General features: G+C 72.4%; 10 protein-coding genes. 1 reads left to right on the top strand and 9 read right to left on the bottom strand.

Features of this window, described 5'->3' with window-relative positions; all coding sequences use genetic code 11:
• Positions 1-13: 13 nt before the first annotated feature.
• The 3 genes from STRNI_RS03585 to STRNI_RS03595 form a co-directional block, all read right to left on the bottom strand.
• Positions 14-847, bottom strand: a complete 834-nt coding sequence (locus STRNI_RS03585) for a PP2C family protein-serine/threonine phosphatase (RefSeq protein WP_018092027.1) — start codon at positions 845-847, stop codon at positions 14-16.
• 198 nt (positions 848-1,045) lie between these two features.
• Positions 1,046-2,686 (bottom strand): APC family permease, encoded by a 1,641-nt coding sequence (locus tag STRNI_RS03590; RefSeq protein WP_277410525.1) that lies wholly within the window; start codon positions 2,684-2,686, stop codon positions 1,046-1,048.
• Between the two features lie 312 nt (positions 2,687-2,998).
• On the bottom strand, positions 2,999-3,505 hold the full coding sequence (locus STRNI_RS03595; RefSeq protein ID WP_277410526.1) for an acyl-CoA carboxylase epsilon subunit: 507 nt from the start codon (positions 3,503-3,505) through the stop codon (positions 2,999-3,001).
• Between the two features lie 289 nt (positions 3,506-3,794).
• Here STRNI_RS03595 and efeB point away from each other — a divergent pair, with 289 nt between their 5' ends.
• The gene (efeB, locus tag STRNI_RS03600) at positions 3,795-5,051 is read left to right on the top strand and encodes an iron uptake transporter deferrochelatase/peroxidase subunit (protein ID WP_277410527.1); all 1,257 of its coding nucleotides are present in this window, start codon (positions 3,795-3,797) and stop codon (positions 5,049-5,051) included.
• 107 nt (positions 5,052-5,158) lie between these two features.
• On the opposite strand, the gene hypE is transcribed toward efeB, so the two are convergent.
• The 6 genes from hypE to STRNI_RS03630 are packed head-to-tail and all read right to left on the bottom strand — an operon-like array spanning position 5,159 to position 11,451.
• Positions 5,159-6,214 (bottom strand): hydrogenase expression/formation protein HypE, encoded by a 1,056-nt coding sequence (gene hypE / locus STRNI_RS03605; RefSeq protein WP_051104225.1) that lies wholly within the window; start codon positions 6,212-6,214, stop codon positions 5,159-5,161.
• Between the two features lie 46 nt (positions 6,215-6,260).
• Complete coding sequence (hypD, locus tag STRNI_RS03610) at positions 6,261-7,385, bottom strand: hydrogenase formation protein HypD (RefSeq protein ID WP_159484311.1); 1,125 nt, start codon at positions 7,383-7,385, stop codon at positions 6,261-6,263.
• Positions 7,382-7,720 (bottom strand): HypC/HybG/HupF family hydrogenase formation chaperone, encoded by a 339-nt coding sequence (locus STRNI_RS03615; RefSeq protein WP_018092033.1) that lies wholly within the window; start codon positions 7,718-7,720, stop codon positions 7,382-7,384. Before STRNI_RS03615 ends, hypD begins: the two co-directional genes overlap by 4 nt.
• Positions 7,721-7,771: 51 nt before the next feature.
• Positions 7,772-10,186, bottom strand: coding sequence for a carbamoyltransferase HypF (gene hypF, locus STRNI_RS03620; protein WP_277410528.1), 2,415 nt, complete (start codon positions 10,184-10,186; stop codon positions 7,772-7,774).
• Positions 10,183-11,067 carry a hydrogenase nickel incorporation protein HypB gene (gene hypB / locus STRNI_RS03625; protein ID WP_277410529.1) on the bottom strand — a complete coding sequence of 295 codons (885 nt, stop codon included), beginning with the start codon at positions 11,065-11,067 and terminating at the stop codon, positions 10,183-10,185. The genes hypF and hypB overlap by 4 nt, the downstream gene beginning before the upstream one ends.
• A gap of 3 nt (positions 11,068-11,070) precedes the next feature.
• Entirely contained in the window at positions 11,071-11,451 is a 381-nt protein-coding gene (locus STRNI_RS03630; RefSeq protein ID WP_093635372.1) for a hydrogenase maturation nickel metallochaperone HypA/HybF, read from the bottom strand.
• Positions 11,452-11,491: the final 40 nt, after the last annotated feature.

The following is an 11,491-nucleotide window of genomic DNA, read 5'->3' on the forward strand; positions in this document are numbered from 1 at the left end:
CCCGTGCCGCGCTTCACCCGGCTCTGGGCGGCGCCGCGTCGAAGCGCAGCACGAGCACCGCGGAGTCGTCGGTGTGCCCGGTGAACTCGGCGACGCTCATCGCCGCATCCGCCACGGTGGCCGGATCGCCGTCGGCATTGGCGCTGACCAGCCGGGTCACCTGGGTCAGCCCCGCCTCTATCGGGAACGACGGCCCTTCGACGACCCCGTCGGTGAGCAGCACGAACGCTCCCGCGGTGGCGAACCGGCGGCGGGCGACCGGGTACCTCTCCCCCGGCACGATGCCCAGCGGCAGGCCCCCTGGGTCATCGGCGAGGCCGGACCGGCCGTCGGTGGTGGCCCAGATTCCGGGTACATGGCCGGCGCGGGCGCTGGTCAGCTCCCAGGCGACCGGGTCGAAGCGGACGAAGGTGCAGGTCGCGAAGAGCCCGCAGTCGACCGAGAGCAGCAGGTCGTTGGCCCGGCTCAGCACCTCTCCGGGATCGGCGGCGTGGCCTGCGACGGCCCGCAGCCCGAAGCGGATCTGCCCCATGAAGGCGGCCGCCTCGACGTCATGGCCCTGCACATCGCCGACGCAGAAGGCGAGCGATCCGTCGGGCAGCGGGAAGCCGTCGTACCAGTCGCCCCCGATGTCCAGGCCGTGCCGGGCGGGGGCGTAGGTGGCGGCGGCGCGCAGCCCCGGTGTTCCCGGCAATACGGAAGGCAGCATCTCCCGCTGCAGCGCCTCGGCGAGCTCGACCCGGGCCCGCTGTTTCTCGGCGCCTTCCCGCGCCTGGGCGGTCAGCCGCCCGAGCGTGGTCAGCAGATCGTCCGCGCTCGCCGACCGCGGGGGACGACGCCGAAGCATGGGCCGCTCCCAGGTGCGTCGGTGCCCGGGCCACCGCGGCGCGCGCGTGCGTCTCCGCAGTGGCCGCCTGACCTGGCCTCATGGGGCTCTCGGGGAGCCCGCCTCTCCCGATTCATCTTATTTCCGCGGTGGGACTTCCGCTTGACGGCCCGGCCCGCCACGGGCCGTCACCCTCTGTAGCCGCTCCCGCGGCCGCCTTCAGACGGCTATGGGGCGGGCCACCTCCAGATGCCGGACGCCGGACCGCACGGCCCAGAAGAAGACCGCGAGCGCGAGGGCGGCCACGGTGACCGAGTCGTACGGCGCCGGCAGCCGGCCGGAGCCCTCGAAGGTGCCCAGCCAGGAGAGCGCCGTCAGGGCGATCAGATAGGCCACCAGCCAGGCGCCGGTGCGGAGTTCGGCGCCGAGTGAGCGGCTCGGGCCGGCGCCGTCGCTTTCCAGGGCGGCCTTGTCACGGGCGCCGGAACGGCGCATGACCAGGAAGATCAGCAGGCCGCCGAGCACCAGGGGCAGGGCGAGGCGCAGATCGTGCCAGCCCGACCAGTAGATGAACTCGCTGGCCACCACGAAGCTGAGCGGCGCGATCCAGCCCAGCCCCGGGATCCAGCCGGCGGTACGGCCGCCCGGTTCGGCCCGGAACACGGCGACCGCGACCGCGGAGGCGGCGTAGATCAGCAGATACATGGTGCCCATGACGCTGACGATGTCCTGCCAGCCGCCGAACGGCAGCAGGAAGACCATGATGACGACGAGGTTGATCGCCAGGGCCCGGCGCGGGATGCCGAACCGCTCGTTGACCTTCATGAAGAAGCGGGGGATGGTGCCGTTCTTGGCGAGCGCGTAGGTGTGCCGCGCGTTGATCGCCACGCCGACGTACGCCGAACCGCCGGGCGAGAGCACCGCGTCCGCGTACAGCAGGCTGGCCAGCCAGTGCAGATTGAGGATCAGGGCGAGCTGGCCGAACGGTGACTCGAAGGAGACGCCCTGCCAGCCGTTGCCGAGCAGATGCTCGGGGACGGTGAAGAGGAACGCCAGTTGCAGGGCCAGGTACATGAGGACGGCGAGCCCGATGCCGGTGAGCACCGCGGCGGGAATGGTCCGGCGGGGGTTGCGGGTCTCGCCCGAGAAGTCCAGCGGTGCCTGGAATCCGTTGACGGAGTAGACGATGCCGCCGCCGGCCAGCGCGGTCAGGCAGGCGACATAGCCGTACGGGGCGAAGCCGCCGTGGTCCGTCAGACGGCCGGAGTGCCAGCCGGAGGCGATCAGCGCGATCACGGTGACGACCGGGATCACGATCTTGAACACCGAGACCAGGTTGTTGAGTTGGGCGAACATCCGCACCGCGAACCAGTTCAGCGCCGTCAGCACGGTGCTCAGGCCGGCGGCCAGGGCCAGGCCGGAGAGCGTGAGGGTGTGGCCGTTGTAGATGCCCGGCAGGTAGTGCGCGGCGTACTGCATGATCGCGCTGATCTCGGCCGCGGTGCCGCCCACCGACAGCAGCGTCGACCAGCCGATGAGGGTGCCGACGAGCCGGCCGCTGGCGAACAGGGGCCAGCGGACCGTGCCGCCGCCCTCCGGCCGGGACGCGCCGAGTTCGATCATGACCAGGGCGACCAGCCCGCACAGCAGACCGGCGCCGACCCAGGAGAGCAGCGCCGCGGGGCCGGCCGTCTGGGCCGCGTACATGGCGGCGAACAGCCAGCCGGAGCCGACGATATTGGAGAAGCCGATGCCCGTCAGCCCCCAGAAGCCCAGGTCACGGCGCAATCGGCGCTCCTGCGCCTGCACTTCCGGGACATCGGCCCCGTCGCCCTCACCCGATACCTGACTCTCCGCCACGAGAACGGCCTCCTTGATTCACTGTTCCGGCTCGCCGGACCCTACTCGACGATCACCGAAGAGGAATCTCGCGTTCCACCAGCGGACACTTCCTGCACGCAGCGCAGCGTCGAGGTGCTGGAGAGTGCGGATCGGTACGCAGCCACTCACTCATGATCAGAAGGGTAAATGGCACCACTGACAACGGCTTTGACCTGCACGGCCCCCGTCGATGCGGACGGCGGGCGCTTCGCGGGGCAAGGTCAGGAGACCTGGTCGGCCGGGACGCCGAAGGCCGGGTCGCCAGGCCCTCCCGGCGGGCGCAGGAGGATCTCAGCCGCAGGTCCAGCAGCCCGACCAGCATGCGTGGCGGCGCGGAGGGTGCCGTCGGCCCGGAGGCCGATCCTCGGGCCGGCCGTCTTCGGCGAGGGCGCGCAGACCGGCAAGTTGGGCGCACAGCACCACGCTGATCGCCGCGATTTCCTCCGGCTCGGCATGGCCCTTCTCGATACGCAGCCAGGAGGCGGGCGGATCGTCGACGGGCGCGCTCCCGTCGAGGGGCGTGGCGTGGCCGACGGCGGTCCCCTCGCCGGCGGCCGTGTTCCCGCCGGAGGGTGTGCCCTCACCGGCGGCGGTGCGCTCGTCGGGGGCCGTACCCACGCCGGCGGAGGCATCCCCGTCGGCGGAGGGGGCGCCGTTGACGGAGGGGGCCCCGTCGACGGATGCCCCCTCGCTGACGGGTGCGGCGGTGCCGTTGACTGCGCGCTCGTCCAGGGTGGTGCCCTCACCGAGGGGGGCGGTCTCGCTGATGACGGTGCTCGCGTCGGTGGATGTGCTCATGTGTGGGGGTCCATGGGCTCGGTGGTGGTACACGGTCCGTGACGTGCCGCCCGGCGGTCCACGGTGGGCGTTCGGGCAGGTCACAGGGCCGACGCTAGAAGCGCGCAGGGGCGCTGTCGCGCGGTGGGCCCGCCGGCTGCGCCATTCGGACGACCCGCCGGGGTCCCAGGCGTGATATCCGGGGCCGGGGCCGTGTTGCTCCCGGCCCTCACGGGGTGGGCGGCGAGCATCGCGCACAGGGATGTGCAGGCACGCGGCTGCCGGATGACGCAGTCAGGATGGCGGGACGATGAGACGTGATCAGGCCGACGACGGGTGTGCCCTTCCGCGGCACGACGGACGCCGGGGGTTCTTGAAGTGTGCGGCGGGGATCGCGGGGGTGGCCGCCGCGGGAATCGGCGGGCAGGCGGCCGCGGCGCCGGCGGACCGGCCGGTGGGCGGGTTGCGCGACGGCGGGCTGCTGCCCGACAAGGTGCCCTTCCACGGGCGTCATCAGGCCGGCATCGTGACCCCGCAGCAGCTCTTCGCCGGTTTTGTCGGCTTCGATGTGCTGGCCCAGGACCGCGACGGCCTGACCGCCCTGTTCCAGAAGCTCACCACGCGGTCGCGGGTGCTGGCGGCCGGTGTGAAACCGCAGGACGAGCGGGTCGCCTCGGAGGAGCCCACCCCCGACTCCCTCACCATCACCCTCGGCGTGGGCGCCTCGCTGTTCGACGACCGCTTCGGCCTCTCCGGGCACAAGCCCCGCCACCTCAAGGCGATGCCGGCGTTCCCCGACGACCGTCTTGAGCCGGCCCGCTGCCACGGTGATCTCTCGTTGCAGGTCTGCGCCCAGCACCCGGACGCCGTCGTCCATGTGCTGCGCGATCTGGCGCGGGAAACGGACGGTCTGCTGCGGCCCCGTTGGCGTGCGGACACCTTCCTCAACCCGTCACGGCCGTCGGGGTCACCGCGCACCTTCGTCGGCTTCAAGGACGGGATCGTCAATCCGGACGTCGGCTCGGCCCGGGAGATGGACCGGCTGCTGTGGGTGACCCCGCCCTGCGGGGAGCCGGACTGGGCGCTCGGCGGCAGCTATCAGGTGCTGCGTCTGATCCGCTTCCATGTGGAGAAGTGGGACAAGGTGCCGGTGTCCCGCCAGGAGAAGATCTTCGGCCGGCGCAAGGCGAGCGGTGCGCCCCTGGACGGCAGTCACGAGTCGGATGTGCCGAAGTTCCGCGAGGACCCGCACGGCAAAAAGATCCCGCTCGACTCACACATCCGGCTGGCCAACCCCCGCACCGAGAAGACCGACAAGTCCCGCTTCCTGCGCCGGAGTTACAACTACGACGCCGGTTACGACAGCAAGGGGCGGATGGACCTCGGACTGGTCTTCTGCGGCTATCAGCAGGACCCGGAGCGGCAGTTCGCCACCGTACAGCGGCGCCTTAGGCACGAGCCGCTGTCCGAGTTCATCACCCCCATCGGCGGCGGCTACTTCTTCGTGCTGCCCGGGGTGCGGGGCGCCGACGACTGGTTCGGTTCCCGGCTGCTGACGAAGACCTGAGCAGGTCCGGCCCCATGGGCAGAGGGCGGCGCCGAAACCGGCGCCGCCCTCTGCGTACCCCGGACCTGCCCACCGTCAGCGGCGCGGGAGTTCCGGGGGGACTCGGCTCAGCAGATCCGCGGCAGCTGCTCGCCCAGCGGCAGATCGACGACCCGGGTGCCGCCCAGGGGAGTGCGGGCCACGACCATGCCGGGGTGGGTCTCGACGGTCTCCCCGATGATCCGGGCGCCGGCGCCCAGGGGGTGCGCACGCATCGCGTCCAGCACGGCGTCGGCGTGCTCGCGGGGGACGAACGCCACCAGCTTCCCCTCGTTGGCGACGTACATCGGGTCCAGGCCGAGGATGGCGCAGGCATTGGCGACGGCCGACGGCACGGGGATGGCGCGCTCCTGGATGACGATGCCGGTGCAGGAGGCGGAGGCGATCTCGCACAGGGCCGCGGCCAGCCCTCCGCGGGTCGGGTCGCGCAGCACATGCAGATCGGGGGTGACGGCGAGCATGGACTCGACGAGGCCGCCGAGGGCCGCGCAGTCGCTCTCGATCTCGACGCCGAACTCCAGGCCCTCACGGACGCTCATGATGGCCACGCCGTGCAGGCCGATGTCCCCGCTGACGATCACCACATCGCCGGGGACCACACGCTGCGGGCGCAGATCGACGCCCGCCGGGATCAGGCCGATACCGGCGGTGTTGAGGTAGACGCCGTCACCGTGGCCCGCCTCGACGACCTTGGTGTCGCCGGTCGCCACCTCGACCCCGGCGGCCCGTGCCGCCGCGCCCATGGCGTCGGCGACCCCGGCGACCACCGGCATCTCGACGCCCTCCTCCAGGATGAAGCCGCAGGAGAGGTAGGCGGCTCTGGCGCCGCTCATGGCGAGGTCGTTGACGGTGCCGTTGACGGCGAGGTCGCCGATGCAGCCGCCGGGGAAGAAGAGCGGCCGCACGACATAGGAGTCGGTGGAGAACGCCAGACGGACCCCGCCGAGGGACACCGCCGCGGAGTCGCCGAGCTGGGCGAGGATCTCTCCGCCGAAAGCCGGGGCGAAGATCTGCTGGACGAGTTCGGCGGACAGCGCGCCGCCACCGCCGTGCCCCATGACGACGCGGGGCTGGTCACGGAGCGGGGTGGGGCAGGTCCACCCGGAGATGTCGACGGTGGGCAGACCGCGGTCGGCCGGGGTGGGGCCGCCGGGGGTGGGGTGCTTGGTGTCAGGCAACGGGGCTCGCCTCCTGCGGGGTGGGCGTGGTGCCGAGTCGGCGGTAGAGGTAGTAGGCGGCGCAGGCGCCCTCGCTGGAGACCATGGTGGCGCCGAGCGGGGAGCGCGGGGTGCAGGCGGTGCCGAAGGCTTCGCACTCGTGCGGCTTGATGAGCCCTTGGAGGACCTCGCCGCTGCGGCAGGCGGCGGGTTCGCGGGTGGTGATGCCGTCGACGGAGAAGCGGTACTCGGCGTCGTAGTCGCGGTAGCGCTCCGACAGCCGCCAGCCGCTGGCGGGGATGGTGCCGATGCCGCGCCAGGCGCGGTCGGTGACCTCGAAGACATCGGCGAGCATGGCCTGGGCGGCCGGGTTGCCCTCGCTGCGGACGGCGCGCGGGTAGGCGTTGTCCACGGTGTGTTCGCCGCGCTCCAGCTGGCGGACGGTGCGGCGGACGCCCTCCAGGATGTCGAGGGGTTCGAAGCCGGTGACCACGATCGGCACCTGGAAGCGGTCGGCCAGTTCGGGGTACTCCCCCATGCCCATCACGCTGCAGACGTGACCGGCGGCGAGGAACGCCTGGACCCGGCAGCTGGGCGACGTCATGATCGCCTCGATCGCGGGCGGTACCCGGACGTGCGAGACCAGCAGGCTGAAGTTGGGGATGCCCAGCTTGCGGGCCTGATGGACCGTCATGGCATTGGGTGGCGCGGTGGTTTCGAAGCCGATGCCGAAGAACACCACCTCGCGGTGCGGGTTCTGCTGGGCGATCTTCAGGGCGTCGAGCGGGGAGTAGACGACCCGGACATCGCCGCCCCGGCTGCGCACCTGGAACAGATCGCGGTCGCTGCCGGGCACCCGGAGCATGTCGCCGAAGGAACAGAAGATCACGTCGGGGCGGGCGGCGATCTCCAGGGCCTTGTCGATGACCTCCAGCGGCGTCACACAGACCGGACATCCCGGGCCGTGGATCAACTCGACCTCATCGGGCAGGAGTTGGTCGATGCCATGACGGATGATGGTGTGGGTCTGTCCGCCGCAGACCTCCATCAGGGCCCAGGGCCGGGTCACCGTGGCCCGGATCTCGTCGAGCAGCCGCCGGGCCAGCTCGGGGTTCTGGAATTCCTCGAGGTACTTCACCGGCTCGTCTCCCGCTCTCCGTCGTTGAGGGCGGCCGGGGGTGTGCCGCCCGCCCCGTCCCACCCCTGGGAGGCGGCAGCCGCTTCCCAGGGATCGCCGAACTCCTCCTGGAGCAGGCCCAGTTCCTCGAACAGGGCGAGGGTGTGCCGGGCGGACTCCTCATCCAGGCGCTGCAGCGCGAAGCCGACATGGACGATGGCGTACTCACCGACCTTCAGGTCGGGGACGTACTCCAGGCACACCTCCTTGACCACTCCGCCGAAGTCGACGGTCGCCATGCGGGTGCCGTCCCGTTCCTCGATGTCCAATACCTTGCCGGGTACCGCCAGACACATGGGGCCTCTCCTCGTCTTGGGTACGTTGCGTCCGCCGTGCAGCGGTGCCGCTCAGCGCACGGCGGCTCCTGCCGTGCGCGCCGCCACGACGATCTGGCCGAGCGCCAGTCCCCCGTCATTGGGCGGGACGCGGCGGTGGCGCAGGACGGTGAAGCCGTCCTCCCGCAGGAGGCGGGCGGTGGCCTCGGCCAGCAGGGTGTTGGCGAAGACCCCGCCGGTCAGTGCCACGGTCGTCAGACCGGCGCGCTCCCGGGCCAGCGCGCAGCCGCGCCGCACGAGATCGGCGACCGCGGTGTGGAAGCGGGCCGCGATCAGCGGTACGGCGGTGCCCGCGCGGACGTCCTCGACGACGGCGGTGAGGACCGGCGCCGGGTCGGCGACGAGGTCGGCGGCCCCCGGTCCGGCCGGCCCGGCGCGCAGCGCGAACGCGTAGCCGGGACCGTGGTCCTCGCCAGCGGCCAGGGCCGCCGCTTCGAGGGCGATGGCGGCCTGGGCCTCGTATCCGGCGTGGTGGCAGACCCCGGCCAGCGAGGAGACGGCGTCGAAGAGCCGGCCCATGCTGGACGTGGGCACGCAGTTGAGGTGGCGTTCGAGCTGCCGGGCCAGCAGCGGCCGCTCGTCCGGCGGGCAGGCCGTCACCGGGGGCAGGTCCTCGGCCCAGTCGATACCGGCGGCGCGCAGATGGGCGAGGGCCATCCGGTAGGGGCGCCGTACGGTGGTGTCGCCGCCGGGCAGCGGGACGTAGGCGAGCTGTCCGAAGCGGCGGTATCCGTCGTAGTCGGCGAGCAGGATCTCGCCGCCCCAGACGGTGTGGTCATCGCCGTAGCCGGTGCCGTCGAAGGCGACCCCGATGACGGCGCGGCCGTCGCGGAGGCCGTGTTCGGCCATGGCCGCGGCGATATGGGCGTGATGGTGCTGGACGCGCACCAGCGGCCGGCCGTCGGTGTGGGACTGCGCCCACCGGCCGGAGCGGTAGCCGGGATGCCGGTCGGCGGCGAGGAGTTGGGGGTGTACCCCGGTGACCGTCTCCAGATGCGCCTCGGCCTGCTCGAAGGCCAGCTGGGTCGCCAGATCGTCCATGTCGCCGATGTGCGCGGACAGCCAGGCGCGGTGCCCTTCGGCCAGGCAGAGCACGTTCTTGAGGTCGCCGCCGGTCGCGAGCGCGGGCCGGACCGGCACCGGGAGGGGGACGGGGAACGGTGCATAGCCGCGGGAGCGGCGTACGAACAGCGGTTCCCCGTCGCTGATGCGGACCACGGAGTCGTCGCACGGGATCCGGATCGGCCGGTCGTGGGTGAGCCAGGCGTCCGCCAGGTGCGCGAGGCGCCGTACGGCCTCGTCGTCGTCGGTGACGATCGGTTCGCCCGCGACATTTCCGCTGGTCATCACGAGCAGCCGGGGCCCCGGAGGGTCGCCGGGCAGTCCGAGGAGCAGGTGGTGCAGCGGGGTGTACGGCAGCATGACACCCAGGTCGGGGCTGCCGGGGGCGACGGCATCGGACAGCGTGGGTGCGCCCGGGGCCGGTGCCGGATGCGGGGTGCGGCGCAGCAGGACGATCGGGCGTACGGACCCGCTGAGCAGCGCGCGTTCCTCCGCCCCTACCCGCACCAGGTGCTCCACATCGGCGAGATGACGGGCCATCAGCGCGAAGGGTTTGTCGCCGCGGGCCTTGCGGTGGCGCAGCAGGGCGACGACGGTGTCGTCGGAGGCGTCGCAGACGAGGTGGTAGCCGCCGAGGCCTTTGACGGCCACGATCGCGCCGTCGGCGAGCAGCCGCCGGGTGTCGGCGACCGGGTCGGTGCCGGGTGCCGGGCGCGGTGGGCGGGTGCGGTCGGCGGGGTCGGCGGTCAGCAGCCGCAGCCGGGGGCCGCAGTCATGGCAGGCGATGGGCTGGGCGTGGAACCGCCGGTCGCCCGGGTCCGCGTACTCCCGCGCGCAGCGGGGGCACATCGGGAAGCGGTCCATGGTCGTCAGCGCACGGTCGTAGGGGACCGCGGTGACGATGGTGAAGCGCGGTCCGCAGTGGGTGCAGCTGAGGAAGGGGTGCCGGTGGCGGCGGTCGGCCGGGTCGGTCAGCTCGGCGAGGCAGGCCTCGCAGGTGGCGGCGTCCGGGGCGACCAGGGTGCGGGAGGGGCCGTGGGCGCGGGAGGGGAGGATGCGGAAGCCGGCGTCGCCCGCCACGGCGATGTCCTGGCCGTCGACGGTCTCCACGACGGCCAGCGGGGGCGCCTCGCCGCTGATGCGTTCGCCGAAGCGGGCCAGCGCCGCGGGGGCGCCCTCGACCTCGGCGACGACGCCCTCGCCGGTGTTGGTCACATGGCCGGTCAGGCCCAGTTCCGTGGCGAGGGTGTGGACGAACGGGCGGAAGCCGACGCCTTGGACGACGCCGCGCACGGTGATCCGGCGGCGTGCGGCGGCTGTGGGAGGGGCCGTCACGAGGGCCCCCTCGGCCTGCCCGGTGGTCATGAGCGGCTCGACGCCACGGTGTCGGGGTCGGTGGTGTGCGCATGGCCGCCCGGTGCCGGATGGGCGTGCGTGTGCTCCCCGGCGTGGGCGTGCTCTTCGTTGTGCGGGTGGCCCGCTGCGTGCGTGTGGCCTGCTTCGTGGGTGTGGCCCTCGTCGCACGGCTGGCCGTCCTCGGCGTCGTGGACGTGGTGGGACTTACGGGTCATGACCGGGATGTGCACCGGCGCACCGTCCCGCGCCGCCAGCGCCCGGTCCAGCATCAGTCCGTCCCCCTCACCGCCGCGCGCCGAGGTGAGGACGACCTCCACGCCCGGGTTGATGCGTTCGACGTTGGCGCGGAACTCCTTCTCGTCGAAGGAGACCGCCTCGGCGATGTCCATCTTGGTGACCACGACCAGATGGGCGAGCCCGAAGGCGGTGGGGTACTTCAGCGGCTTGTCCTCGCCCTCGGTCACCGACGCCAGCACGATGCGCAGCGCCTCCCCGAGGTCGTAGGAGGCCGGGCAGACCAGGTTGCCGACGTTCTCGATGAACAGCAGGCGGGTGTCGGCGGGGAGCCAGCCGTGGAGGTGCCCGCCCAGCATCTCGGCCTCCAGGTGGCACAGCCCGTCGGTGAGCACCTGTTTGACGGGCACTCCGGAGCGGGCCAGCCGGACGGCGTCGTTCTCGGTGGCGAGATCGGCGGTGAGCGCCGCGACCGGAATGCCCCGGCTGCGGGCGAGGGTGAGCTCACGCTCCAGGAGCGCGGTCTTGCCGCTGCCGGGACTGGAGAGCAGATTGACCAGCGCGGTGCCACGGGCGGCGAGGTCCTCGCGCAGGGTGTGGGCACAGGCGTCGTTCTTGGCGAGGACCGCCTGTTGCAGGTCGACGACACGGCACATGGTTCAGCGCTCCTGATGAGTCGGTACGTGTACCGGGGCGTCGTTCCAGCACACACTGACGATCTGCAGTTCCCGGCCGGACAGCAGCTCGGCCGTGGCGCCGCCGCAGCCCGGGCAGCTGAGCTGCGGCGGCATGCCCACCGGCCAGGTGTCCGCGCAGGGGCCGCAGCGGGCGCGGGCCGCGACGGGTTCCGTCACCAGCTCCGCGCCCTCCAGCACCGTTCCGGCACAGGCGAGTTCGAAGGAGAAGGCCAGCGCGTCGGGGACCACCCCGGCCAGTTCGCCGACCTGCAGCCGGACGCTGTTGACGGTGGTGGCCCCGGCGGGCCGGGCCGCGCTTTCGACCTGGTCCACGACCGCAAGCGCGATGGACATCTCGTGCATCGGTCCCTCTCTGGTACGGGGACGACCGGGTGCCGCTCGG

Origin of the sequence: Streptomyces nigrescens (assembly GCF_027626975.1) — a bacterium.
GTDB lineage: Bacteria > Actinomycetota > Actinomycetes > Streptomycetales > Streptomycetaceae > Streptomyces > Streptomyces nigrescens.

What these genes read in the sequence shown, in the direction of transcription:
- hypF (WP_277410528.1), bottom strand. Translation starts at nt 10,186, where the DNA reads ATGACCACCGGGCAGGCCGAGGGGGCCCTCGTGACGGCCCCTCCCACA.
- hypB (WP_277410529.1), bottom strand. Translation starts at nt 11,067, where the DNA reads ATGTGCCGTGTCGTCGACCTGCAACAGGCGGTCCTCGCCAAGAACGAC.
- STRNI_RS03615 (WP_018092033.1), bottom strand. Translation starts at nt 7,720, where the DNA reads ATGTGTCTGGCGGTACCCGGCAAGGTATTGGACATCGAGGAACGGGAC.
- efeB (WP_277410527.1), top strand. Translation starts at nt 3,795, where the DNA reads ATGAGACGTGATCAGGCCGACGACGGGTGTGCCCTTCCGCGGCACGAC.
- STRNI_RS03585 (WP_018092027.1), bottom strand. Translation starts at nt 847, where the DNA reads ATGCTTCGGCGTCGTCCCCCGCGGTCGGCGAGCGCGGACGATCTGCTG.
- STRNI_RS03595 (WP_277410526.1), bottom strand. Translation starts at nt 3,505, where the DNA reads ATGAGCACATCCACCGACGCGAGCACCGTCATCAGCGAGACCGCCCCC.
- STRNI_RS03630 (WP_093635372.1), bottom strand. Translation starts at nt 11,451, where the DNA reads ATGCACGAGATGTCCATCGCGCTTGCGGTCGTGGACCAGGTCGAAAGC.